Origin of the sequence: Roseibium album (assembly GCF_965233825.1) — a bacterium.
Lineage (GTDB): Bacteria > Pseudomonadota > Alphaproteobacteria > Rhizobiales > Stappiaceae > Roseibium > Roseibium album.
The window spans coordinates 5,103,800-5,125,746 of record NZ_OZ247583.1 but is presented as its reverse complement, the minus strand read 5'-3'; the positions used below and the strand labels follow the sequence as shown (position 1 = coordinate 5,125,746).

Below are 21,947 nucleotides of genomic sequence, written 5' to 3'. Positions count from 1 at the left end.
GAAGGTTGATCGATACCATTGGAAATCAGGCAGAAAAGCGCTACGACGGTGAGCTGGCGTCCAAGACGGGCGTCCGTTCCTTTTGGTGAAACGGTGTTCGGGACGAGTTCTGCTTGATTTCTCTCAGACCAGTTTTGAATGTTCTCGGGTTCTTGTATGTCGGTCTTGCGACCGCCATGCTCATTCCCGCCATCGTTGACGTTGCCCAGAAGAACGCCGACTGGCAGGCCTTTGTCTTTTCCGCACTCCTGACGGGAATGATAGGGATGCTGCTGTCGCTCGCGGTCGGCGGTTCGCTTCGCGAAGGACTCGACACTCGGCAGACCTTCATTCTCACCACACTTTCTTGGGCATCGCTGCCGGCCTTCGGTGCATTGCCTTTCCTGTGGCTTGGCATCGGTTATGCAGACGCGGTATTCGAGGCGGTTTCCGGCTTCACGACAACCGGATCGACGGTTCTCACCGGTCTTGACGGGTTGCCGCCAGGGCTGCTCGTCTGGCGTTCCATGCTGCAATGGATGGGCGGTGTCGGCATTATCGTCATGGCGATCGTTCTGTTGCCGTTCCTGAGGATCGGCGGAATGCAGCTGTTTCAGAGCGAGAGTTCCGACCGATCGGAAAAGATTGTCAGCCGGTCGGTTGAACTGATCCGCCTGATCGGCCTGGCCTATCTGTTCCTGACCGTTCTTTGCATAGCGGCTTACCTGGCAACCGGCATGGAGCTATTCGATGCCTTCAACCATGCCCTGACAACGATTGCGACCGGCGGATTTTCCACACATGACCAGTCATTCGGGTATTTCAAGAATCCTGCGTCAGGCTGGGTAGCCGTGCTGTTCATGATTGTCGGCGCCATGCCATTCGTTCTGCTCATTCAGGCTCTTCGCGGACGTCCTTTGCAGTTGTGGCGGGACCCGCAAGTGCGTGCGCTGCTGGGGTTTCTTGCACTCGTGTCACTGACGCTTACGGTTTATCTCGGCATCAACATGCGTTTCCCGTTCGAGGAAGCGTTGTTGCGCTCAACGTTCAATGTCGTCTCGATCGTCACGGGAACCGGTTACGCTCTGGGAGATTTCACCCAATGGGGCGCCCCGGTCGTCGGAATTGCTTTTTTGCTGATGTTTGTCGGCGGCTGCACCGGCTCAACGACCGGCGGTATCAAGATTTTCCGCTTCCTGGTGTTTTTCGGTACTGTGCGCGCGCATTTGCGGAGGATGGTACGTCCACACCGCATCATGTCCGAAGAATACGCCGGGACGCGCCTGACGCCGGAGCTCTCGTTTTCGGTTCTTGCCTTCCTCGTGGTCTATATGGGGTCGGTCGGCATCATCACCGTGGCACTTTCCTTTTTTGACCTGGATCTCGTAACCGCGATTTCGGCCGCTGCAACGTCAGTGGGCAACGTGGGGCCGGGCCTTGGCCCTGTCATCGGCCCGGCTGGACATTTCGCACCGCTGCCGGACGGTGCCAAATGGCTGCTCTCCTTTGCCATGCTTGTCGGCAGACTCGAACTCTTTACCGTCCTTGTCCTGCTGGATCCGGATTTCTGGTCGAAATAACTTCGCCGAAAAACAGCCATTATTGCTCGTGAGGATCACGAAATGAAATTTGCAGCACCGCTTGCCAGCGGACGTCTTGTCAAGCGCTACAAGCGTTTTCTGGCCGATGTCGTTCTGGACGAAAACGGTAGCGAGGTCACGGCTCACTGCGCCAATCCGGGCTCTATGCTCGGACTGAAGGAGCCGGGATCAAGGGTATGGATGTCACAGTCGGACAATCCGAAGCGCAAACTCAAATACTCCTGGGAAATCATCGAGGCAGACGGGGCGCTTGTCGGTATCAACACCGCGCATCCGAACAGGCTGGTGGAAGAGGCGATCGAGGCCGGCCGCATCAAAGCGCTTTCCGGATACGAGACCCTGCGCCGGGAAGTGAAGTACGGCAAGAACTCGCGCATTGATATTCTGCTTGAAGACGGGAACGGCAAAAAGACCTATGTCGAGGTGAAGAACGTCCACTTGATGCGTCAGGCAGGACTTGCCGAATTCCCGGACAGTGTCACGGCACGCGGTGCGAAACACCTGGCCGAGCTCGCTGATATGGTTGCTGAAGGACACGGGGCCGCGATGGTTTTCCTGGTTCAGCGACCCGATTGCGACCGGCTCAGCCTTGCCTCGGACATCGACCCAGCCTACGCGTCTGCTTTTGCGGCTGCGCAGGAGGCGGGCGTCAACACATACGCGATCGGGTGCGATGTGACGCTGGACGGTATCGAAGCCGTCCGTACAGTCAATATCGAGATATAGCTTCCGGTTTTCAGGTTTGATCCGATTTGTACAGGGATTGGCGCACTGCGATTGTTGTTTGTCCTGAATGTATCAGTGTTGCCCTGGGCCGATACAATTGAGACCTGCGCCGATGCACGGTTGAAATGTCCGGTTCCCATCTGTCGGTTGTCAGCAATCAAGCTGACGCAACAGATGGAGACTGAAATGAAACTGAACATGAATCTTCTTGGCGCCGTTGCAGCCGCGAGCCTTGCCATTACAGTTCTGCCGACGACGGCACAGGCCGGCAGCCACGTTGTTAAGTGTGCGGACGGAACGATCTACGATTTCGGCAAGGACGATGCCATCAGTGCCGAGGTCGCCTGCGCCAATCATGGCGGTGTCAAGCTGACCCCGTTCAAGGCTTCAAGGATCAAGCCAAACGGTTCGAATTCGGGTGGACTTCCGGTGAAACGGACCCGCGCGCGCTGAAGACCCTGATCGGCTGATTTGCCGATACAACTTGCGCCTTGACCTTCCTGGTCAAGGCCGCAAGGTCCGCATCCGGACCGGTACTCAACTGCAGCTTTTCCGGCTCTGGACCGCGCAAGGAAAGAACAAACGCAAAAGAACTGTTGTGCCGATCAACCGGCCGTGTCTTTTGAAAGCGGCGGCTGGAATTGCCAGCCCATGTCCCACGGGAAATAGATCCATGTGTCCTGGGATACTTCTGTGATGAAAGTGTCAACCATCGGAACACCCACAGGCTTTGCGTAGACCGTTGCGTAGTGAGCCTTGGGAAGCATTTCTCGTACGACTTTCAATGTCTTTCCGGTGTCGACCAGATCATCGATCACAAGGACACCACTGCCTTCACCATCTTCCAGATCGACGACCTTCGGGTCGACTGGCTTGATGACCTTCAGTTGCCCCTGATTTTCATAGTCGTGATATGAGGCGATGCAGACCGTTTCAATCGTCCGGATACCAAGCTCGCGGGCGACGATTCCAGCAGGAACCAGTCCACCTCGCGTGATGCAGACAATAGCCTTCCATTCACCTTCGCTCGACAACCGCCAGGCCAAAGCGCGGGAATCCCGGTGAAACATGTCCCATGAAACCGGGAAAGCCTTGTTTTGGGTGGAATTTTCCATTGTCATTCTCGCTCTTTATGATCCCAGCAACTCTGCAACGGCCTGTGCCACGTCTTGAGCCGCGGCCGTCAGGATTGCCTCGTCGCGCGACCTGATAACGATCTGGGTTGTGAACTTGCCGTCAGATGCGTTCGGGTAGGATCCGATAAGGGTTTCAGGATGTGCATCCTGAATGGCAGCCAGCCTGTCGGCGATGCGGCTTTCTGGCATGTCGGCGGCAACAGTCCTGGACAGCATCTTGCGCCCGGTTGTCAGGGTCGGTGCAATGGCGTCCAGCATGGCCTGCATGATGGACGGTACGCCGGCCATGACATGCACGTTTTCAATCCTGAATCCGGGAGCCTTGGACACCTTGTTTTCGATGAGGTCCGCTCCCTCGGGAATACGCGCCATGCGCTGACGTGCCGGCGTAAACTGGCCGGGCTCATAGTGTTTTTCCATGATCGCGACGGCGCGCGGATCGAGATTCAAAGGTACATCGAAGGCTGCCGCCACGCTTTCGGCGGTGATATCGTCATGGGTCGGACCAATGCCGCCGGACGTAAACACGTAGTTGAACTTTGTCCGCAGTGCATTGATCGCCGCGACGATCTGGTCCTGCTCGTCCGGAACAACCCGAACCTCTTTCAGATCGATTCCAAGGGAGGTCATGTAGTCAGCAACGAAGCCGATATTCTTGTCCTTGGTGCGGCCGGACAGAATCTCGTCACCGATAACCAGGAACGCGGCGGTCACAATGTCATCTGCCTTCTGACCGGTCATCATCGCACTCCCTGAAATCCGATTGGGAACCCGCTTTATCGCAGCTTTCATTTCAGCTCAAGCCAAAGACGGATTATTGCTCAGGAGTCCAGCCATAAATGTCATCGAAACGTGCCGCCAGACTTTTCGGCTTCGTGAGCCGGAGAACAGTGTCGCGCGCGAAGGCCATTGGACCCGAGTAGTGAAATGTCCGAGCGTTGCCGCGCGATATTCCCTGGATATGGCTGGCACGGGGTTTCCGGTCCCTTTCAAACGACCTGAGAGCGGATGGAATGTTCTGAACATTCTTCGGCAGATGTTTTGCCAGAATGGCTGCGTCCTCGATCGCCATTGCGGCACCTTGCGCCATGAAGGGAAGCATCGCGTGCGCGGCGTCTCCCATCAGCGCCACATGCCCGTGTGTCCAGGGGCCAGACCCATCGACGCTGCAAAGCGCCCATTTCAGCCAGCGTTCCGGCTTGCCGAGCAGGTTTCTGGTTTCAGCCGGCCAGTCCTTGAAGACCCGCAATACAGCGTCCTTGTCGGCCTTGGCCGACCAGGTTTCGTCGCTCCAGTCCTCCCGGGCAAGCGCGACAATATTGAGCTCTCTGCCGCCCCTTATCGGGTAGTGAACCAGGTGTGAATTCCTGTGTAGCCAAAGACCGCTGTCGCGCGCGAACTTGGCATCCACCTGGTCGATTGGCACCGTCGCACGGTAGGCAACCTGTCCGCTGAACCGGGCATTCACGTGGCCCGGTACATGACGCCTGGTCCTGGACCACACGCCATCGGCTCCGATCAACGCCTTGCACTTCTGGTTTGGGGTCTCTTCACCAAGGCGGTAAATGCAGACCAGATGATCATAAGGCGATGGTGTGAGGTCCTGCACCTCGCAAGACAGGCGTATCGTGATCCCCGGCGTTTTTTGAGCCCGATCAAGCAAAACCCGTTGAAGATCAGCCCTGTGAATGACCCAAAACGGATTGCCGTGCCGTTCCCTGATGAATTTTCCGAGCTCAACCCTGGCAAGTTGTTTGCCGTTTTCTCCGGACCAGATCCTGAGTCCGTCAGGCGCGTAGGCGAACGCCTCGAGATCCTTCAAGACGTCCAGTCTTTGCAGAACCGAGCAGGCGTTCGGCGAAAGCTGCAGACCCGCGCCGACTTCGGAAATCTCATTTGCCTTTTCCAGGAGCACGATATTGTGTCCCTGCTGCCGAAGCGCCAGCGCGGCGGTCAATCCGCCAATGCCGCCACCGGCGATGACGATGGGTGTCAGGGCGTCGTCGTCTGTCTCGGTCATGAACCGCTCATTTCTCAGGCGGCTTCAGGCGTCCAATTGCAGTCGTTTGGAGACGATTCCCCCGCCTTCAAAGTTGGATCGAACTTGTAGAGCGTTGAGCAGTACGGGCAGACGATTTCGTTTTCGGTTCCCATGTCCAGAAAGATATGGGGATGATCAAACGGAGGTTTTGCGCCGATGCACATGAATTCGCGTGCGCCGATCGCGACTGAATCGTGCCCGCTGGAGTTCTGAAAATGCGGGACAACCTGATCCGCCATTGTGACGTTCCTCTTTGACCTGTGGGGAGGGTTTCCCCAATACCGAATTTCGGTGACAATATCACTTGTGAAATGAAAAGGTAGTCCTCGGATACTGCGGTTCAGCGCCGCATTTCGACATTTGCACAGCGCAGCCGTTTTCTCCTTTGCCAATGGGAGTTTCTCCCCTTAAGGTAAGGGAAAATGTGTTTTCCGTTTACGTAAGGGTTACTTCGTTTCATGCCGCACGCAGAAGTCGATGGTGTCAGGATCGCCTATCTTGATGAAGGAGAGGGGGAACCGATCCTTCTCATACACGGATTTGCTTCCAACAAGCAGGTGAACTGGCAGTATCCGGGATGGGTCGACCTCTTGGTCAAGGACGGTCGCCGCGTGATTGCGCTCGACAACCGGGGTCATGGCGAGAGTGAAAAATTCCACGACCCAGAGGCCTACGGGGCACCACTCATGGCTGAAGACGCCAGAAACCTGCTCGACTATCTGGAAATCCCGCAGGCTGACGTCATGGGGTATTCCATGGGTGCCCGGATCTCCGCGTTTTTGACGCTCAATCATCCTGACAGGGTTCGCAGGGCGATTTTCAGCGGTCTGGGCTATGGCATGGTCGCCGGTGTTGGAGATCCCGAGCCCATCGCAGTTGCCCTGGAAACGGATCGCATTCAGGATATCAGGGATCGCACCGGACGTGCCTTCAGGGCATTTGCGGACCAGACAGGCTCGGACAGACAGGCACTGGCGGCCTGCATGCGCTCGTCGAGACAAAAAATCAGCGAGGACGACGTCGGACGGATCGAAAGGCCGGTCCTGGTTGCAGTCGGTACCGAGGACGAAATTGCCGGGTCGCCGCATAAACTCGCCGATCTCATCCCGCATGCCGAGGTCCTGGAAATTCCGGGCCGTGACCACATGGTTGCCGTCGGAGACAAGGTTCACAAACAGGGCGTGCTGGCATTTTTGAACAACATCGACGCGTAAGACCTTCCTTGCGAGGCTGGCGTACAACTTGCGACGAATGACAGAGGAATACATGGGGCCGAAACGGGTTGAGTTTCAGGGGGCTGAACAGAACAGGCTGATCGCTGACAGATACGGAGAAGGCGATCAACCTGTCATCTTGCTTCACGGCGGCGGGCAAACACGCCATTCCTGGGAAGCTGCGGCTGCGCGGATCGCAACCCTCGGACATCCCGTCTATTCTCTCGATCAGCGTGGTCATGGAGAGAGCGACTGGGTTGCATCCGGCACCTACAGTTTCGAAGATTTCAGCAAGGACCTTGTTGCAGTTACCCGGCAGGTCGTTGCACTGCACCGCGCCAAACCGGTCGTTGTCGGCGCCTCGCTTGGCGGATTTGCCGGCATGCTTGCCGAAGGGCAGGAAAATCCGGGCGGTCTTTCGGCGCTCGTCCTGGTGGATATCACACCTCGGATCGACATGGGTGGTGTCAGCAAGATCATCGGATTCATGGGAGACCGGGTCGAAGAAGGCTTTGTGGATGTCGAAGAGGCGGCGGATGCCATTTCACGGTATCTGCCAAACCGGACAAGGCCGAAAGATCTCTCGGGTCTCGCCAAGAACCTGCGCTTGCATGGCGATGGCCGCTATCGCTGGCATTGGGATCCGGCTTTCCTGAAATCGAGACAGCACGAAGACCCGAAGTCGTCAGACCAGATTCAGGCAAACATGCTTGTGGCTGTGGGCAATCTCACCTTGCCCGTTCTGCTGATACGCGGGCGGAATTCCGAACTGGTCTCGATGGAGCATGTACAGGAATTCCTGGCGCGGGTGCCTCATGCGAAATTCACGGACATCCAGGATGCCGGGCATATGGTTGCCGGAGACCGCAATGATGTGTTTGCGTCAGCCGTGGAGAACTTCCTGCTCGAATTGAGGGCGGATGCGGTCCCTGCCTTGAGCAGGTAATGATAATGGTCTCAGAGATTTGCGGAGGTTTCATGAGAAAACGAATCCGCCGTCGGTGAGCTATTTGCGCGTATATTGGCAGTCGCACAGGCAACCAGTGTTTCCGTTGTCATCGGCCTGAGAATACAGGCTCGCGTTTTTCCAGAAAAGCCCTGCAGCCTTCGTCGTAGTCGGCGCTGTCGATACAGTTCCGGGCGTTCAAACGATCACTTTCAAGTTTCTCTTGTGCGGCGTTGTCGGACAGATTGTTCACCGCCTGTTTTGCTGCCCTCACAGATAGCGGCGCATTTGCACAGATCGCGTTGCACAGGGCCTCGATCCGAGCATCAAGGGCGTCGGGGGGCAACACCTCGCTGATCAATCCCATTTGCAGCGCGGATTCCGCCGAAAACCGCTCGCCGGTGAACAGGATCTTCTTTGCGTCAGGTGGGGAGACAACTTCCAGAAGATCTGACAAGGCATCCGGAGGATAGGCCAACCCGAGCCTGGCTGCCGGAATTCCGAACAAGGCCGTTTGCGAGGCGATCCTCAGGTCGCAGGCAAGTGCCAGCCCCAGTCCGCCACCGAGACAGGGACCTTCGATCGCAGCGATCACAGGAACTGCAACATTCTTGAGCGCCTTGAAGGCCGCAACGTTGATCGCGTCATACCGCATCGCGGCTTCGGGGGTCGAGCGGATTGCCTTGAATTCGGAAATGTCCGCACCAGCGCAGAAACTCCTCCTGCCAACTCCTCGGATGACGCAAACACGAATTTCCGGGTTTGCCCTCAGCTCGTGAAGTCGTCCGGGAATGCGCTCCCAGGCGGACAAGGAAAGTGCGTTTTTGCGGTCCGGAGCGTTCAGAACAATTTCCGCGACCTGGCCACGAATTGCCAGAATCGGGTTGTCCGTTTTCACGGCACTGTTTCCGTCATGTGGCATTCTTGTTCCTCAAATTGTGATCGCCGGGCAGCTAGAACGCCAGAAATCTTAAACTTTCGCGTTTCATAAAAGGGTTTCATATCTGATATCAGCAAGTTTCATTTTGGAATATCCGACGACAGTCCTATTTTAGGATAACGTTTGTGACGGCTTGAAAAGGAGACAGGCCATGTCGGCATCGATATCGAAGCCCGACGTAGAACGCGTTCCGACCCATGATCCGGTCTGGCAGAAGTTACGCGACGAGGCTCAGCAGATGGTTGCCGTCGAACCGGCGCTGTCCTCCTTTGTCTATGAAACTGTTCTCAATCACGACAGTCTCGAAGAAGCGGTCTTGCACAGGTTGGGAGACAGGCTCGGAAGAGATGTCGTCTCCGCGTCACTCATCCGGCAAACCTATCTTGAAGCGCTTGCAGATGAACCGGAACTGGCCAAGATTTTCCGTGTCGACATCGTGGCCGTCTTCGATCGCGATCCGGCCTGTTTCCGCTACCTGGAACCGGTTCTCTATTTCAAGGGTTTCCATGGGCTTCAGACCCACCGACTTGCGAACTGGCTTTGGCGCAAGGGACGCAAGGACTTCGCACTCTATCTGCAGAGCCGCGCGTCGGAAGTGTTCCAGATCGACATTCACCCGGCTGTTCCGGTCGGGCGCGGCATATTCATAGATCACGGTACAGGCATCGTTGTCGGCGGGACTGCTGCTATCGGCGATGATGTTTCCATCCTGCAGGGCGTTACTCTGGGCGGTACGGGCAAGGAAGGCGGCGACCGCCATCCTAAGATCCAGAACGGTGTCCTTATTGGTGCGGGTGCAAAAGTCCTCGGTAACCTCGAGATCGGCCATTGCTCGCGTATCGCCGCCGGATCTGTCGTACTTGCGGATGTGCCCGAATGCACAACGGTGGCTGGTGTTCCGGCCAGAATCGTCGGCAAGGCGGGATGTGCGGAACCGGCACGCAGCATGAACCAGTTGCTTGGTGATGACTGAAGGTCTGTGCGGAAAAAGGAACCGGGGGATAGTTTGCGGAAAGGGTTTGGCATTTTGGGCTGGTCTTATAGGGTCCGCGCGACTAAATAGCAGACGGCATTTACAAGGAGAGCGCCGTGAAACCCGATGAAATCCGCAAGATCGAAGCGTACCTGCGTTTGAAATTCGAGCTGCAGAGCCTTCAAGTGCGGGCCCGTCCGCGCAAGGACGACTCCGCAGAGGTCTATATCGGCGAAGAATTTATCGGCGTGATCTTCCGCGACGACGAAGACGAGGATCTGAGCTGGAACTTCCAGATGGCTATTCTGGAAATCGATCTGGACGAGGTCTGAGTCTCAATCGAACCATTTGACAAGGGCGGCCTTTCTCACGAGAGGCTGCCCTTTCCTGTCTTCCAGCGTCGAGCGGCCTGAGGTCAACTCTGCCGAAATGCTCTTACCTTGCGGACAATGGCGTCGTCGATCTGCCGCCAGTTTGCCAGCAGATCTTCATCGAAGCGGTACCTGAGTTCCAGACCTGACGTCATGACAATCGCCCGGTAACACATTGCTTCGTGCCTCGACTTTGAAATCACACATCGGGCGATGAAGCCGTTCGGTCGCGCCGGATCGTAGACGATCAGATCACGTTTGGCTGCACCTCGTGATGAAAGCGTCAGTATCTTGAGGCCATCAGGTCCGTTCATTTCACCGCCTCGCGCAAGGCGTCTGTAAAACGGGTCCAGACGTGCTCTCATGCTCTCGCGGCCCGGATTATGCTCCAGGTCTACAACCAGCGTGCGCCCGGTGGCACCGAACCTGCCAGCACCCGGAGATCCTGTCACAGGGGCAAGACCCGGCCATGTCATGGACAGCTTCAACGATCTCACGTTTGTTTCGCCACCGAAGATCCGCGAACGTTGTTTGGGCCTGGCAATGTAGTCGACGGGGAGAACAAATCCGGTATTGCCGATTGTAATGGACACCGGGCCGGACGCTGAATCGGAAGATGCGTAGGCATCCCAGTTGCTGGTCCAGTAGGCAGCCCGTTCCACGATATGTGCCGCGCCAAGGACCAATATCGCGAGCATCAGCAACCTGAATCGGCGGGGGTTGGCACCGCTGGCGGTCGGGAGCGTCATCGGGATCATCGGATCTGATCCCGTCGGCCGGGTGCTCTGGTATGGGACAGGGTGTGTCGAAACGGAACAGGTGTTCCGATCGAGGATGCCTTGTCGTTTGCCCCATGTGGCCTGAAGTCCAGGTTTTTGCCCATTTACCCGTCCGGCACAGTCTTTGCATTTGACCGTTTAGAATTTGTTAATCAGTTTCCGGCCGGACCAGTTAATAAGAGGTTAATGGGCGTGTTCTTCTCTCTTCTTCTCGTTGGATATGTCGCGAGCGCAGGCTTTGTTGCAGCAGGTGTTCTCGGAAGCCTTTATCAACTTGTCACCAGACAACCGCCAAAATTTTCCTTTTCGGGCGAAAACCTGCTCGCTTTTCTAATCGAGGTTTTCCTTTGCGTCTTTGCCGGACCGTTTATCATCATGCGTAACGCCATTCGGGGGCGCAGGATCGAAAAGCGGCCGCTCGGCTGGCTTGTGGCGTCATCCACGATTGCCGGGATGTGGAGCATGTGCTCTGGTATTCTGGTCATGAATGTCGCTCTGATTGTCGCCGGTTACACCTGAGGTTCCATGCCGACTTATGCACTTGACGGCCGTGCGCCGGATTTTCCTCAAAACGGCGATTTCTGGATTGCGCCGAATGCAACCCTCATCGGTGATATCAGGCTCCGCGAGGCGGCGAGCGTCTGGTTTGGAGCCATCTTGAGAGGTGACAACGAACCGGTGATCGTCGGTCCGCGCTCGAATGTGCAAGATGGCTGCGTCTTTCACACCGACATGGGTTACCCGCTCACGATCGGCGCGGATTGCACGATCGGGCACAACGCGATCCTTCACGGATGCATCGTCAAGGACAATTCGTTGATCGGTATGGGCGCGACAGTGCTGAATGGGGCCATTATCGGCTCCAACTGCATTATCGGTGCGAATGCACTGATCGGCGAAGGCAAGGAAATCCCGGACAATTCACTGGTTGTCGGCATTCCGGGCAAGGTGGTCCGCACGCTGCCGGACGAGGCAAAGGACAATATCCGCAAGTCAGCTGAAGGCTACGTTCGAAACTGGCGGCGCTACAGGGATGGCCTCTCGGAGACCTGAGACGAAAAAAGTTCCCACCCGACCAAAAAAACGGGAACCGGCCTGCGGGGGGCGGGCCGGTTCCCTGGATCCGGTCGTGGTAGGGATGGGGAGGGTGGGGACGCGACCGGATCGTCCTGACGGCTCTGCAACAGGCCGATCCCTATCCTTGTGCTTACTGAGACACGGAACTGACGGTGGTCACGCGCGTGTCGGAGATGCCTGTCCACCTGACGGATGAACTTGGGGACTGGCGCTTGATGTAGCGGTAAGGTGTTGAATACCAGGGCAGGACAGCCTCGATCTGGTTGTCCAGGATCATGTCGCCGTGGTCGGTCCTGACGGTCAGCACCGCGTGGCCCGCATTGTCCACATCCTTGGCGACCGTGATGAGCAGAGCGCTTTTGGGCCAACCGGCTTCTATCAGGACGCGCTGCTTTTCCAGAACATATTCTTCGCAGTCACCGTAACCATTCACCGGGTAGGACCAGTGCTCGATCTTGCCGAAGAGGTCGTCGTCTGTCATCGGCTTTACACGACGGTTGACCTTTGCATTGATCGCGATCAACTGGTTCCAACGCGCTTCATTGAGCTTGACCACAACCGGTTGATAGCGTTCTTTCGGGCAGGCCCAGGCATTGTCGCGGCAGAATTGCTTGTGACCGATTGGTGCTTTGGTCACCATATTCATGTCCATGAAACGGCCAGGGTCGGCAAGTGCCGGAGATCCGGCAAAGACACCCGTCGCGACCAATGTTGTGATAAAGAGAAGCTTTCCAAGTAAATTCATCGTAACACCCTCCCCAAGGCTGATGTAACGATGACTCAATGCTTTTTACTTCGCGAAAAACTTCGAAGTAAAACCTTATTTATACTTTAATCTAATTCGATTTTTATTTTAGTAAAATGAAATTTTCTTTTTAAGAAAACTTGAATCGAATTTGTCTAAAATTTTATCGATCTCCTGGAAGCGTGTGAAATTGTTGATGATTGTTGGACGGGGCCGTGTCAGGATCGGGGTGGAGAACAAATCCAGGTCGGCGAAGCAATCCGGATTTCATCCGTCTGGCGCACGATTCGGGGCGGAAATATAATTTCCTGCAATCGGATTTTTTTCAAAAACACGGTGGCACTTCCGGCCGAGCAATGTGGGTTCGTTCGGGCAAACGAAAAAAAGAACCAGGTTTGAACGCAGATCTCAGCGCCGCCCGGATTGATCGATCGGGCGGCGCTGATTGACAGGACTGGTTTCTATCTGTCTTTGCGGTTGCCTTTGTTGGCGTCCCGGAACGAGCGATATTGTTTCCAGGGCAACCATTGAAGTCGCGAACGGTTGAATGTCAGTCCGTCGCGCACTAATAGACAATGTGCGGTGTGTAGGTTCATCAGCTTCCTCCTTTTTACTCATCTGGTGCACATGGTGCGCCTATTCAATAACCGGAAGCCACGGCGAGAGCGTAATTTTGTTAAATATCTGCAATGTTTAAATTGCAATGAAAGCATACGCTACTGCAAAAATTTTCTGATTTTTTATAAAATCTGAGCACGAAGAAATATTAATAAAGATAAATTCTCACGCGTATACATGCAGGATCTAGCTATTTTTTTGTTTTCCAATTTTACATTTACTGCAAATGGACCGGACACTGTAATTGGTGGCGGAGAATGTTTTAATGTTGTGTTCGTCTTGAGTGTTGATCGACTGCCGCGTGATCACCAGTGAATTTCAAACCGGGGTACCGTAGCGGCATTGTTCTCCCAAAAAAGGGGCGCTTGGCGACGTATCTTCGGCGTTTGTCATCACATTCCAAATGTTCACGACTTCCAATCCGGAAAGGTCAGCTGAGTTGGAAATGGATCAAGAGCATTGCGAACGGGGCGCTCAGGTGTGAACTCCAACTCGTCATGGGTCAAAGACGGCCAAGGCTCATCCGCGAAATTCTGGCAATCCACAGAAAGGTACGCTCTGCCGAGAATGTAACCCGTTCACCTGACCGGGTGACGCTTTCCCGGGTGTTTTCGAAGATCTTGGTAGAGCAGTCCTGCAAGAAGACGCAAAACTTCCACGTCGAAGATCACTCCGGGTTCTGCGCCGCTCTCCCGAGAACATCAGCACACACTTTCAGCTGCTGTAAAACAATCGGAATCCTGACGGCATCAACTGCAATACTGAACGACGATTTCTCCGGTTTGACGATCAACAGGGTTTGCTTCACGAGAAGATCGATTTCTGTCTGTGACAGTGGCCTGTCCGTCCTCAAGGCGAAATCAAGTCCGGCCTCAGCCGGAACCGTTATCTGCTCATCGCCATAGGACACTAGAAGGTTGATATTGAATTTCGTGCCCTGGACAAAGACTCCGGGCCAAAAATAGGCGTCGATCGAAACGCCTGGATTGGCCAGATCATGAACAAACCAGAAAGACATGTACGGAGCGTGGCTGGTCTCGATGACCGGCCGATTGACCGCTTTGCATTTGGCTTTTTCATTCCAGACTGTCCAGTTGCCGTCCTGATACCAGAATCTGACGTCGGACTTTACGGTTGTTGTCATCAACAACAACAAGCACAGGGCAGCAAGAGATCTGCTCATGGCCGGCTCCCTCGTTTGATATCCCAGCATAACACTTATTCTGAAAGCGTCGCAGCTGACTATTCAGGAAAGCGCTTCGCGGCCCAAAATGATCCAACGCGGTGACCACGGTTTCCATGAGGTGAAAGATGGCATGAAGACCGGGCGGAAACGACTGGAATTTCAATTGCGGCCAAGAGAGACGAAATTCCCGTCAATCCAGATAGGGGCAAACATTGCATTGGCCTGTCAACGTCAAGGTGTTTATCGCTGCGGTGCCCGCATTCGCACGAAGTACACCAGATTCTCGAAATCGATCAAAATACAACCCAAAATGGGAATCGTGTTCTGTCATTGGGAAGCGACAAACCGGTTCTGGAAATAGGAATTTCCGCTAAGATATTGTTTAAGTGATGTTTTCTTGTCTCCTGTCATTTGGCATGTTCCTTGTATTCCTGACTCTAGAACACACGAACTGGAGGCAGACAAATGAACATTCTTCTTGAAGACCTGAAAACTGCCATGAATCAAGAACGCAGGAACAAGTTAGCGCGAAATTCCTGTCCGAAGCGGGGACCGCAGGTGGCCGGCAGTTTGGAAAGCCAATACAAACCAGTGGGTATCGCAGCTCTGACGGCCGCATCGCTGTGCACGAGTGTGCGTGCAACCACGAAAAAGTAACCTGGCAAATCAGTAGGTTCAGTCTCGAGGGAGCCGTTCAAAACGCAGCTCTCTCGATCTTCTGGCTGGGGCAGGAATAGCTTCAGTCAGGCGCAGAGATATGGTGTTCCAGCAACTCGCGGCTCTGGACGGCGGCGAATTCGACGGCAATGCCGCCTTCGATGCGCCGGACGACGCGGGCCTGCATCTTGCCGAGAGTAATCGGATCACCCATTTCGGGACTGCTGTCCGTTGCGATGGCTGCCCCGGAAAGGGACACATCGATTATCCGGCAGACATGTTCCGAACCGTCCGGCAGGATCATCTTCGTCATGGGATTTTTCGGCACGAAACGGTCGTGGCGGCGATCTTCTGGAAGATTGAGTTCATCCCTGTTGGCGAGCCAGGTCAGGACGTTCGCGATCTTGTCGCGCTTGCGGGCGGTGTTGCGCAGTTCAACGGCAAAACCGCCGTCAATCACCCGCGAAATGCGTCCCTCGACGCGGCTCAAATGATCAAGATAAGCAATCACCCGTTCGCCAACACGCCCTTCGACAGGAGTGATCATGGCCATTCCGCCTGGTGACATATCGATGATCTGACAGGGGTATTCCCGGCGATCCTCCAACATGAAACGGCCAAGTATATCGACCTGAACACGTTGATGCCGCCGGCGGTCCGTGACTTGAAGCGGTTTGCTTCCTTCTGGTGCTGTTGCCAATCCGGCGTCCATGCCTGCTCTATCCAAACAGTGTGTCCCGCACCAAGTGGCCGAAACCCGAATCCCCAAACGTCTCACTCATACATTAGGCAGATGAGGTTAACGATGTGTAAGAATTGGGGCACTCAACTGCTTTTAGACGTTAAAAATTTCATTAGATTCCCAGCGGCGCAACGAAAGTGCGCAACTTCCTATAAATTGCATCGGGAAAAATTACCACTCCTGGAAAAAAGAGAGAGGTGCAGACATCAAGTTTGAGGCGAGAATTGTGACGCGGCGTTAGAAAACCCGGTTGATTCCGGGTTTTCGGATAGTGGGGCGTGTTTGATGCGTCTTTTGCGAAGCGGTCAGGACTTGCCGCCGCTATAGACGGTCAGATGACCGACCTTGCGCTCGGCACCCTGGGGCAGGGTGGGCGCCGGCATGCTCATGCCTTCTGCCGTGAAGCGTGGCAGGATAGGATTGACCGCTGCCGGTGCGTCGGCAAAGAAGGGCCGCTCGTCGGGCCAGACCAGACGCAGGCTGCTGATCGACTGGTTCAGAATCGGGTGCAGGCCGATCCAATAAGGCTTTTCCATCGGTGTACAACTTCCGAGGATGCGGATCCGGCCTTCTCCAGGCACATTGAGAGGAACGAGCAGCATTTCCATATGCAGAACCTGATCCCGCTCGGTGTGACCGCTAACGCCAATGACCGCCGCTGCCGCGTCTTCCGTAATGGCAGCAACAAGGCTTTCCAGGGCTTCACGATCCTTCGTGCTCCAGCCACGCAGGAAGTTCCTGCCTTTAAGTTCACGGCAATGGGCCGAACAAAGGCGCGTTCCGGCCAGGCGGTAACGCACGTCCTGGGGTCCTTTTGTTTCCAGAATAAAGGTATCTCCCAACAGACCGCGAATTTCACCGGGGTCGACTTCACTGCGGTTCGGGGCTGGACGGGCGCCGCGCAGGTTGTCCCAGTAAGAATAAAGAGTTTGCGTTACGCCGTGTTTCATCTTGCTTCGCCTCATCGCCATTATTCGCCCCGTGTATCGTCTCAAGACACTACTGTTTCAAAATGGGGCGCTTGTCCGATCCTGTGTTTGACTGACCTCTACTAAGCATGGGGCGTGCCAAGTGGCTGATGGATATGAAACAATGAGGTGGGGCAGGTGTTAAGGTTAATTTTCGGTGTTGCTTGTCTTCAGTCGGTGGTGCTGGCAGCTTAACGTTCTGTTCAGACTTATGGCGAGGCAAACAGCCTCGGCGTTTCAAGCCGAAAACCCGGCAATGGAGCGAAACAGGACGCAAGCGCGCAAACACAATTGAGCGCTGAAGTTCTTCGAAACTGAACAGTGACCTGACAAGAGCGCGTGGGGACGCGACCGACCTTTTGGGGGGAAGACAGGACGCCGGCGCCCGGGATCTCATCCGATCTCGGTTTGCACCGGCGTCCTTGCTTTTTTCGCGCAAATCCGCTGCGGCAATCTGAAAAGACATTCACCATTTGAAGGAAATGATCGCCTGATCATCAAGCCGCCCTTGTTTTGTCCGGGATCTTGCTTAGAAGAAATAGGGAAAGAGCGAGATTCCATGAACGTATACAAATTCGACGAAGAACGCAGCCGGCGTGAACAAGCCGAAAAGCAGCAACCGCCCAGAAGACCTGCCGGCCCGCCTGCGATCAATCTGCCTGATATCATCATCTGGCTCAGTGGAATTCTGATTGCGATTCATCTCGTGCGGGTGTTCCTGCTCCCGGTTGTCTGGGACAATCTCATCCTCGTCCTTTTTGCATTCTGGCCGGTGAAATACTCGATTTTTGCGGGGCTCTCCGCGCTGGACATGGCTTCGGCGCTTTGGGCATTTGTCACTTATTCCCTGCTGCACGGCAGTGCGACACATATCATTTTCAATCTGCTCTGGATGGCGATCTTCGGCAGCGCGGTTGCACGCAGGTTCGGCGTCAGCCGATTTCTGCTCTTTTCGGCGCTGTGTTCGGTCGGGGGAGCACTTGCACACCTGGCGACGAACTGGGGTGAGGGCGTTCCGATGATTGGCGCGTCGGCAGCGATTTCCGGTCAGATGGCAGCCGCGATTCGCTTTGTCTTCGAACTGGGCGGCCCGCTCGGTGCCATCCGTCGTACCGATCGCGAAGCCTACATGGTGCCGGCGAAGCCGCTGGCCGATTGTTTCCGCAATCAGCAGGTCCTGGTCTTCGTTGCCGTGTGGTTCGGGCTCAATCTCTTTTTCGGTCTCATGAGCGGTCCGGTTGCCGGACAGCCGGCAAGTGTCGCCTGGATGGCACATATTGGCGGCTTTGCCGCCGGCCTCGCGCTGTTCCCGTTTTTTGATCCCGTACCGAGGCGGCGTTTCTGACCTGCCGGTCGAAATGGCGCAGTGTTAATGGTTTGCGTGATCCCATTTTTTTGCCATGATACCTGCATCCGGTTTTAACACGGGCTGGTTGACGCAGAGGGAGGTATTGTTAGATGACCGTTGCCGCAATTCTGAGTGGGAAGGGCCACGACACCATTACAGCAAGCAGTGATGCACTGCTGAGCGACATTTGCGAAACCCTGGCAAAACACAAGATCGGCGCAGTGGTGGTTTGTTCCAGGGACAAGGCCATTGAGGGAATTGTTTCAGAACGCGACATTGTGCGCGTGATCGGGACACAGGGACCATCTGCGCTGAAATTGCCGGTCACGAGCGTCATGACCAAGGAGGTCGTGACATGCAACGAGGGCAACAGTGTCAATGAAGTGATGGCGCGCATGACACAAGGCAGGTTCCGTCACATGCCGGTGGTGAAAGACGGCAAACTGACCGGTGTGATCTCAATCGGCGATGTGGTGAAGCACAAGATTGCCCAGGTTGAACTCGAAGCCGAGCAGATGCGAAACTACATTTCCATGTCCTGAGACAACACGTGTTCCATGTGTAAAAAGGCTGGCACGTGCGCCAGCCTTTCGTGTTTTTTGATACCGAGCCATTCATAGCTCCGCGGCAGAGGTTTCAGACAGTCGCCCCCTTGTGCCGGATGGCACACCCGACGCTGCTTGCAAGCACACCGACCAGAACCGCTATGAAAAGGTCGATCATCTGAACTTCTGCCAGCTTGAAACCTGCAAACACCAGTGTCTCCGCAATACCGACGAAACCTCCCATGACGGCCGCAAGTATCCAGTTCCGGGTCATCATGCCGAGCGCTAGACCCAGAATCCCCGGCAGGCTCAAAACGTTTCCACCAATTGTTCCAAGTAAGTCTAGGATACCAAGCATGCTTCAGCCTTTTCCAACGAATGAGAGTGAGCAGGCGCCGGCATTCGTGTTCCGGCGCCGGGCAAGTTATTTTTCAGACAAGTCAGCGACGTAAGACCTGATCGCGGCGACATCTTCGGACGGGTCAACGGGCAGGGCGTTGCTTGCCTGCAATTCCTCAACAACTTCCCGGTAACGTTCCTGATATCCAGGTGCCAGGTCGTGCGCGATACCCTGGTGGCAATCGATACATGTCAGGTTTTCGTCGAGAGCGCGCTGGTGCTCCGCTGCGGCGCGCGTTTCCTGGATCGTAAAGTCCATGTATTTGAAGTTATGGCAGTTCCGGCACTCGCGGCTATCGGACAGTTTCATCTTGCGCCAGACAACTGCAGCCATATCCCCGCGGTGCGCCTCGTATTTTTCCGGGGTGCTGATTGTCCCGACCACTTCATGATAGACATCCTTCACTGCCATGATCTTGGCTTTCAGCTTGTGTTGCCACTCGTGAGGAACATGGCAATCCGAGCAGATCGCGCGCACGCCTGAATGGTTGCTGTAGTGAATGGTTGTACGGTATTCGGCGAGGTTGGTTTCCATGGTGTGGCAGCTGGTGCAGAACTCTTCTGTGTTGGTGAGCTCCAGTGTCCAGTGAAAACCGCCCCAGAACATGATTCCACCAAGGAACCCCGCAAGCAGCACGAACCCTGCGCTCAGTACTGCGGTCGGAGTCCAGAACCAGTTCCAGGCGCGGCGGATCGGGTTTCCCGGCTTTCCGTTTTCTGAGTTTTCAGCCATTTTTCGAAGGCTCCTTGTAACGGTTCAGCGCGTCAGCGGGTTTGGATGGGAGCGGACGGTTCAAACTGATTGTCGACCAGGGCTGGAACATCAGCTTGCGGCACATGGCATTGATTGCAGAAGTATCTTGTTCCCGCGATGTGATCGAGTTCGTTGCCTTCACGGTCGAGATAGTGGGTCATCGAGAGCGTTGGAGCACCGCGTTCACCAGCCTTGGTCCAGTCATGACATGACAGACACTGATTGGTGCGAATGTCGATCTGGTACTGCGCAATGGAATGTGGGATCAGCGGCGGTTGCTGGCGGTAATTCCTCTGCATTCGGCCTTCCTTTTCCGCCCATTTGAAATCCGGGCCGAGCCTGTTCAACTCGTCTACAGGATCAGATCGCATGGCCTTGACTTGATCCTGCTGAGCGACGGCAAACCCGCCAATGCCAACAAGAACTGCGAGGGCGGCGACACCCGCGAGTACCGACTTTTTCATTGAGAACACTCCTTGTGTATCTTGCTTGCGGCGCTCTGTTCAGGCGCGGATTGAGGGCTCGGTTCGACAATCCGCTCGTCGAACCGGTGGGTGAAGGAAAAAACGTGTTGTGCACAGACGTCGATACAGCCACCGCAATTGGTGCAGTCACCTGCAAGGATGATCGGCGAACTGCCGGGAGCGCCCTTGAGGGCAGGGGAAATGACCTGTTTTTCCGGACAAACGGCATAGCAGTCCATGCAATTGTCGCAGGCATCCCGGTTTGCGGCACTCACGCGGACGAGTGCCACTTTCCCGATCAGGCCGTAAAACGCGCCGACTGGGCAAATATGGCCGCACCATCCCCGACGTGCGACGAAGAGATCGAAAAGAAAGACCCCCGCTGCCACAATCCACGCCGAGGCAAGGCCGAAGACCAGGCCCCTGTGTATGATTGTGACCGGATTGATTGCTTCCCAGGCAATCGTTCCCGTTAGCAGCGAGACTGCCAGCACGATCCCAACAAGCCACAAACGGGTAGAACGTTTTGGTTGCCAGCCTTTCGGCAGGTCAAGGCGGCGGTGTACCCAGTGAGCTGCATCCGTCACCGGATTTACGGGACAAACCCAGGAACAATACGACCGACCGCCAAGGAGAGCATAGGCGACAAATACGATCAGGGCGCCGAGCAACGCAGTTGCCGAAGGCCAGTGGCCGGCGACAAAACTTTGTGTTGCCACAAAGGGATCGGTCAGCGGCAGGATGTCGAACGTCATGGAACCGGCGAGTGTTCCCTTGGTGATCCAAAGACCGAACAGGGGACCGGTCAGAAAGAGCGCGAGGAACAACAGCTGGCTTGCCCTGCGCAGCAGCAGGAAGCGCCTGGAGCCGATCCAGCCCTTCTCTTCCAGGGCTTCAAATCCCACGGGAAGGTGCGTCTCCACACTCATTGGCCGCCTCCGGGAAGTTTGAAGGTCGGTTCGAAACCACCGGGCGCGGCAAGATTGTCGGTGCCCGGCCCCGGCAGGCGATCGGGGAGGTCGATCAAGCCTTCGACAAGGGGAGCGCCATTTGCTTCTTTTTCTTCCCAGCCCCGGCGATAATGATCAGCGGCCTCGCCGCGCGCCAGTCGCACAGGCAACACCTTTATCGCTGCCTCTGGCAATACGCAGCTTTTCTCGCAGAGCCCGCAGCCCGTGCAATGATCCGCATGCACTGTCGGGGCAAAAATGGCGTGATGGCCCGAGCGCTCGTCGTGCGATGCCTTCAGCGAGATCGCCTCGTCAATCGACGGGCAGACACGATAACAGACATCACAACGCAGGCCGTGGAAGTTCAGGCAGTTTTCCTGATCCACCAGGACTGCTGTTCCCATGCGGGCGTCGTCAATATCCTCCAGTGCTGGATCAAGTGCGCCGGTCGGACATGCCGCGACGCACGGAATGTCATCGCACATTTCACAAGGAACCTTGCGAGCAGTAAAATAGGGGGTTCCCGTCGCCGGACCTTCTTCGCCGAGATCTGCGAGTTTCAAAGTGTCGAACGGACAATCGCGCGCGCACAGGCCACAGCGAATGCAGGCGCTCAGGAAATCCGTCTCCGGCAAGGCGCCAGGTGGCCGAAGAGCATCGGCCGGCAATGCCCGCGCATCACTTGCCACATACCCGAGCCCGAGCCCCGCGACCGCGCAGCCGCAAGCCATACGCGCGGTGTCGGTCATAAAGCGACGGCGGGAATGTGAAAGCTGTGGCATTGCCAT

The 21,947-nt window shown here is 55.7% G+C and carries 27 protein-coding genes; 12 read left to right on the top strand and 15 right to left on the bottom strand.

Annotation, left to right across the window (positions count from 1 at the left end):
- The first annotated feature begins 134 nt into the window (after positions 1–134).
- From ACO6TI_RS23535 to ACO6TI_RS23525, 3 genes are all read left to right on the top strand, one after another.
- Positions 135–1,559: a TrkH family potassium uptake protein gene (locus tag ACO6TI_RS23535; protein WP_035898381.1), complete on the top strand. Its 1,425-nt coding sequence runs from the start codon at positions 135–137 to the stop codon at positions 1,557–1,559.
- Between the two features lie 42 nt (positions 1,560–1,601).
- On the top strand, positions 1,602–2,306 hold the full coding sequence (gene sfsA, locus ACO6TI_RS23530; protein ID WP_422383477.1) for a DNA/RNA nuclease SfsA: 705 nt from the start codon (positions 1,602–1,604) through the stop codon (positions 2,304–2,306).
- Between the two features lie 186 nt (positions 2,307–2,492).
- The gene (locus ACO6TI_RS23525; RefSeq protein ID WP_422383476.1) at positions 2,493–2,759 is read left to right on the top strand and encodes a hypothetical protein; all 267 of its coding nucleotides are present in this window, start codon (positions 2,493–2,495) and stop codon (positions 2,757–2,759) included.
- 152 nt (positions 2,760–2,911) lie between these two features.
- Here the strand turns inward: ACO6TI_RS23525 and gpt are convergent, their stop codons facing one another.
- The 4 genes from gpt to ACO6TI_RS23505 form a co-directional block, all read right to left on the bottom strand.
- Positions 2,912–3,421: a xanthine phosphoribosyltransferase gene (gene gpt / locus ACO6TI_RS23520; RefSeq protein ID WP_029061652.1), complete on the bottom strand. Its 510-nt coding sequence runs from the start codon at positions 3,419–3,421 to the stop codon at positions 2,912–2,914.
- A gap of 15 nt (positions 3,422–3,436) precedes the next feature.
- Positions 3,437–4,183 carry a competence/damage-inducible protein A gene (locus tag ACO6TI_RS23515; RefSeq protein ID WP_055116857.1) on the bottom strand — a complete coding sequence of 249 codons (747 nt, stop codon included), beginning with the start codon at positions 4,181–4,183 and terminating at the stop codon, positions 3,437–3,439.
- A gap of 73 nt (positions 4,184–4,256) precedes the next feature.
- A complete protein-coding gene (locus ACO6TI_RS23510) occupies positions 4,257–5,462 on the bottom strand; it encodes an FAD-dependent monooxygenase (protein ID WP_422383475.1) in 1,206 nt (401 codons plus the stop codon).
- Positions 5,463–5,476: 14 nt separating this feature from the next.
- A complete protein-coding gene (locus ACO6TI_RS23505) occupies positions 5,477–5,722 on the bottom strand; it encodes a zinc-finger domain-containing protein (RefSeq protein ID WP_055116855.1) in 246 nt (81 codons plus the stop codon).
- 219 nt (positions 5,723–5,941) lie between these two features.
- Between ACO6TI_RS23505 and ACO6TI_RS23500 the strand changes: the two genes are divergently transcribed.
- Together ACO6TI_RS23500 and ACO6TI_RS23495 are read left to right on the top strand one after the other, a co-directional pair.
- Complete coding sequence (locus ACO6TI_RS23500) at positions 5,942–6,697, top strand: alpha/beta fold hydrolase (RefSeq protein WP_422383474.1); 756 nt, start codon at positions 5,942–5,944, stop codon at positions 6,695–6,697.
- A gap of 52 nt (positions 6,698–6,749) precedes the next feature.
- Positions 6,750–7,643, top strand: a complete 894-nt coding sequence (locus tag ACO6TI_RS23495; protein WP_104702354.1) for an alpha/beta fold hydrolase — start codon at positions 6,750–6,752, stop codon at positions 7,641–7,643.
- A 109-nt stretch (positions 7,644–7,752) separates the two neighbouring features.
- Here ACO6TI_RS23495 and ACO6TI_RS23490 read toward each other — a convergent pair whose 3' ends face one another.
- Positions 7,753–8,565 carry an enoyl-CoA hydratase gene (locus tag ACO6TI_RS23490; RefSeq protein WP_422383473.1) on the bottom strand — a complete coding sequence of 271 codons (813 nt, stop codon included), beginning with the start codon at positions 8,563–8,565 and terminating at the stop codon, positions 7,753–7,755.
- A 169-nt stretch (positions 8,566–8,734) separates the two neighbouring features.
- Between ACO6TI_RS23490 and cysE the strand changes: the two genes are divergently transcribed.
- Together cysE and ACO6TI_RS23480 are read left to right on the top strand one after the other, a co-directional pair.
- Entirely contained in the window at positions 8,735–9,556 is an 822-nt protein-coding gene (gene cysE, locus ACO6TI_RS23485) for a serine O-acetyltransferase (protein ID WP_055116087.1), read from the top strand.
- A gap of 116 nt (positions 9,557–9,672) precedes the next feature.
- Positions 9,673–9,888: a DUF3126 family protein gene (locus ACO6TI_RS23480; protein ID WP_029061660.1), complete on the top strand. Its 216-nt coding sequence runs from the start codon at positions 9,673–9,675 to the stop codon at positions 9,886–9,888.
- 83 nt (positions 9,889–9,971) lie between these two features.
- Here the strand turns inward: ACO6TI_RS23480 and ACO6TI_RS23475 are convergent, their stop codons facing one another.
- Positions 9,972–10,685, bottom strand: a complete 714-nt coding sequence (locus ACO6TI_RS23475) for a hypothetical protein (protein WP_196876697.1) — start codon at positions 10,683–10,685, stop codon at positions 9,972–9,974.
- 213 nt (positions 10,686–10,898) lie between these two features.
- On the opposite strand from ACO6TI_RS23475, the gene ACO6TI_RS23470 reads away from it, so the two are divergent.
- Together ACO6TI_RS23470 and ACO6TI_RS23465 are read left to right on the top strand one after the other, a co-directional pair.
- The gene (locus ACO6TI_RS23470; protein WP_208992697.1) at positions 10,899–11,225 is read left to right on the top strand and encodes a DUF6949 family protein; all 327 of its coding nucleotides are present in this window, start codon (positions 10,899–10,901) and stop codon (positions 11,223–11,225) included.
- A gap of 6 nt (positions 11,226–11,231) precedes the next feature.
- Positions 11,232–11,759 carry a gamma carbonic anhydrase family protein gene (locus tag ACO6TI_RS23465; RefSeq protein ID WP_422383472.1) on the top strand — a complete coding sequence of 176 codons (528 nt, stop codon included), beginning with the start codon at positions 11,232–11,234 and terminating at the stop codon, positions 11,757–11,759.
- Between the two features lie 154 nt (positions 11,760–11,913).
- On the opposite strand, the gene ACO6TI_RS23460 is transcribed toward ACO6TI_RS23465, so the two are convergent.
- The gene (locus ACO6TI_RS23460) at positions 11,914–12,528 is read right to left on the bottom strand and encodes a transglutaminase-like cysteine peptidase (RefSeq protein ID WP_196876696.1); all 615 of its coding nucleotides are present in this window, start codon (positions 12,526–12,528) and stop codon (positions 11,914–11,916) included.
- Between the two features lie 1,285 nt (positions 12,529–13,813).
- Positions 13,814–14,329, bottom strand: coding sequence for a hypothetical protein (locus tag ACO6TI_RS23455; RefSeq protein ID WP_197000969.1), 516 nt, complete (start codon positions 14,327–14,329; stop codon positions 13,814–13,816).
- Between the two features lie 468 nt (positions 14,330–14,797).
- On the opposite strand from ACO6TI_RS23455, the gene ACO6TI_RS23450 reads away from it, so the two are divergent.
- Entirely contained in the window at positions 14,798–14,989 is a 192-nt protein-coding gene (locus ACO6TI_RS23450; protein WP_422383471.1) for a hypothetical protein, read from the top strand.
- 82 nt (positions 14,990–15,071) lie between these two features.
- On the opposite strand, the gene ACO6TI_RS23445 is transcribed toward ACO6TI_RS23450, so the two are convergent.
- Both ACO6TI_RS23445 and ACO6TI_RS23440 read right to left on the bottom strand, forming a co-directional pair.
- Entirely contained in the window at positions 15,072–15,701 is a 630-nt protein-coding gene (locus ACO6TI_RS23445) for a PilZ domain-containing protein (RefSeq protein ID WP_029061668.1), read from the bottom strand.
- 335 nt (positions 15,702–16,036) lie between these two features.
- The gene (locus tag ACO6TI_RS23440) at positions 16,037–16,681 is read right to left on the bottom strand and encodes a PAS domain-containing protein (protein ID WP_029061669.1); all 645 of its coding nucleotides are present in this window, start codon (positions 16,679–16,681) and stop codon (positions 16,037–16,039) included.
- Between the two features lie 577 nt (positions 16,682–17,258).
- Between ACO6TI_RS23440 and ACO6TI_RS23435 the strand changes: the two genes are divergently transcribed.
- Both ACO6TI_RS23435 and ACO6TI_RS23430 read left to right on the top strand, forming a co-directional pair.
- Positions 17,259–18,044, top strand: coding sequence for a rhomboid family intramembrane serine protease (locus ACO6TI_RS23435; RefSeq protein ID WP_055116070.1), 786 nt, complete (start codon positions 17,259–17,261; stop codon positions 18,042–18,044).
- Positions 18,045–18,157: 113 nt separating this feature from the next.
- Positions 18,158–18,589, top strand: coding sequence for a CBS domain-containing protein (locus ACO6TI_RS23430; RefSeq protein ID WP_055116068.1), 432 nt, complete (start codon positions 18,158–18,160; stop codon positions 18,587–18,589).
- 94 nt (positions 18,590–18,683) lie between these two features.
- On the opposite strand, the gene ACO6TI_RS23425 is transcribed toward ACO6TI_RS23430, so the two are convergent.
- From ACO6TI_RS23425 to napG, 5 genes are all read right to left on the bottom strand, one after another.
- Positions 18,684–18,950 carry a hypothetical protein gene (locus tag ACO6TI_RS23425; RefSeq protein WP_209003500.1) on the bottom strand — a complete coding sequence of 89 codons (267 nt, stop codon included), beginning with the start codon at positions 18,948–18,950 and terminating at the stop codon, positions 18,684–18,686.
- A 66-nt stretch (positions 18,951–19,016) separates the two neighbouring features.
- On the bottom strand, positions 19,017–19,724 hold the full coding sequence (locus ACO6TI_RS23420; protein ID WP_055116066.1) for a NapC/NirT family cytochrome c: 708 nt from the start codon (positions 19,722–19,724) through the stop codon (positions 19,017–19,019).
- A gap of 32 nt (positions 19,725–19,756) precedes the next feature.
- Complete coding sequence (locus ACO6TI_RS23415; RefSeq protein ID WP_055116064.1) at positions 19,757–20,209, bottom strand: nitrate reductase cytochrome c-type subunit; 453 nt, start codon at positions 20,207–20,209, stop codon at positions 19,757–19,759.
- Positions 20,206–21,138 carry a quinol dehydrogenase ferredoxin subunit NapH gene (napH, locus tag ACO6TI_RS23410; RefSeq protein WP_348315025.1) on the bottom strand — a complete coding sequence of 311 codons (933 nt, stop codon included), beginning with the start codon at positions 21,136–21,138 and terminating at the stop codon, positions 20,206–20,208. The genes ACO6TI_RS23415 and napH overlap by 4 nt, the downstream gene beginning before the upstream one ends.
- Complete coding sequence (gene napG, locus ACO6TI_RS23405) at positions 21,135–21,947, bottom strand: ferredoxin-type protein NapG (RefSeq protein WP_055116062.1); 813 nt, start codon at positions 21,945–21,947, stop codon at positions 21,135–21,137. The genes napH and napG overlap by 4 nt, the downstream gene beginning before the upstream one ends.

Excerpts from the sequence above, each read along its gene's own strand:
- ACO6TI_RS23425 (WP_209003500.1), bottom strand. The coding sequence starts at position 18,950 with ATGCTTGGTATCCTAGACTTACTTGGAACAATTGGTGGAAACGTTTTG.
- ACO6TI_RS23515 (WP_055116857.1), bottom strand. The coding sequence starts at position 4,183 with ATGACCGGTCAGAAGGCAGATGACATTGTGACCGCCGCGTTCCTGGTT.
- ACO6TI_RS23490 (WP_422383473.1), bottom strand. The coding sequence starts at position 8,565 with ATGCCACATGACGGAAACAGTGCCGTGAAAACGGACAACCCGATTCTG.
- ACO6TI_RS23525 (WP_422383476.1), top strand. The coding sequence starts at position 2,493 with ATGAAACTGAACATGAATCTTCTTGGCGCCGTTGCAGCCGCGAGCCTT.
- cysE (WP_055116087.1), top strand. The coding sequence starts at position 8,735 with ATGTCGGCATCGATATCGAAGCCCGACGTAGAACGCGTTCCGACCCAT.
- sfsA (WP_422383477.1), top strand. The coding sequence starts at position 1,602 with ATGAAATTTGCAGCACCGCTTGCCAGCGGACGTCTTGTCAAGCGCTAC.
- ACO6TI_RS23510 (WP_422383475.1), bottom strand. The coding sequence starts at position 5,462 with ATGACCGAGACAGACGACGACGCCCTGACACCCATCGTCATCGCCGGT.
- ACO6TI_RS23440 (WP_029061669.1), bottom strand. The coding sequence starts at position 16,681 with ATGAAACACGGCGTAACGCAAACTCTTTATTCTTACTGGGACAACCTG.
- ACO6TI_RS23420 (WP_055116066.1), bottom strand. The coding sequence starts at position 19,724 with ATGGCTGAAAACTCAGAAAACGGAAAGCCGGGAAACCCGATCCGCCGC.
- ACO6TI_RS23500 (WP_422383474.1), top strand. The coding sequence starts at position 5,942 with ATGCCGCACGCAGAAGTCGATGGTGTCAGGATCGCCTATCTTGATGAA.
- ACO6TI_RS23465 (WP_422383472.1), top strand. The coding sequence starts at position 11,232 with ATGCCGACTTATGCACTTGACGGCCGTGCGCCGGATTTTCCTCAAAAC.
- ACO6TI_RS23435 (WP_055116070.1), top strand. The coding sequence starts at position 17,259 with ATGAACGTATACAAATTCGACGAAGAACGCAGCCGGCGTGAACAAGCC.
- ACO6TI_RS23450 (WP_422383471.1), top strand. The coding sequence starts at position 14,798 with ATGAACATTCTTCTTGAAGACCTGAAAACTGCCATGAATCAAGAACGC.
- napG (WP_055116062.1), bottom strand. The coding sequence starts at position 21,947 with ATGGCAATGCCACAGCTTTCACATTCCCGCCGTCGCTTTATGACCGAC.
- ACO6TI_RS23505 (WP_055116855.1), bottom strand. The coding sequence starts at position 5,722 with ATGGCGGATCAGGTTGTCCCGCATTTTCAGAACTCCAGCGGGCACGAT.
- ACO6TI_RS23445 (WP_029061668.1), bottom strand. The coding sequence starts at position 15,701 with ATGGACGCCGGATTGGCAACAGCACCAGAAGGAAGCAAACCGCTTCAA.
- ACO6TI_RS23415 (WP_055116064.1), bottom strand. The coding sequence starts at position 20,209 with ATGAAAAAGTCGGTACTCGCGGGTGTCGCCGCCCTCGCAGTTCTTGTT.
- ACO6TI_RS23495 (WP_104702354.1), top strand. The coding sequence starts at position 6,750 with ATGGGGCCGAAACGGGTTGAGTTTCAGGGGGCTGAACAGAACAGGCTG.
- napH (WP_348315025.1), bottom strand. The coding sequence starts at position 21,138 with ATGAGTGTGGAGACGCACCTTCCCGTGGGATTTGAAGCCCTGGAAGAG.
- ACO6TI_RS23460 (WP_196876696.1), bottom strand. The coding sequence starts at position 12,528 with ATGAATTTACTTGGAAAGCTTCTCTTTATCACAACATTGGTCGCGACG.
- ACO6TI_RS23475 (WP_196876697.1), bottom strand. The coding sequence starts at position 10,685 with ATGATCCCGATGACGCTCCCGACCGCCAGCGGTGCCAACCCCCGCCGA.
- gpt (WP_029061652.1), bottom strand. The coding sequence starts at position 3,421 with ATGGAAAATTCCACCCAAAACAAGGCTTTCCCGGTTTCATGGGACATG.
- ACO6TI_RS23455 (WP_197000969.1), bottom strand. The coding sequence starts at position 14,329 with ATGAGCAGATCTCTTGCTGCCCTGTGCTTGTTGTTGTTGATGACAACA.
- ACO6TI_RS23430 (WP_055116068.1), top strand. The coding sequence starts at position 18,158 with ATGACCGTTGCCGCAATTCTGAGTGGGAAGGGCCACGACACCATTACA.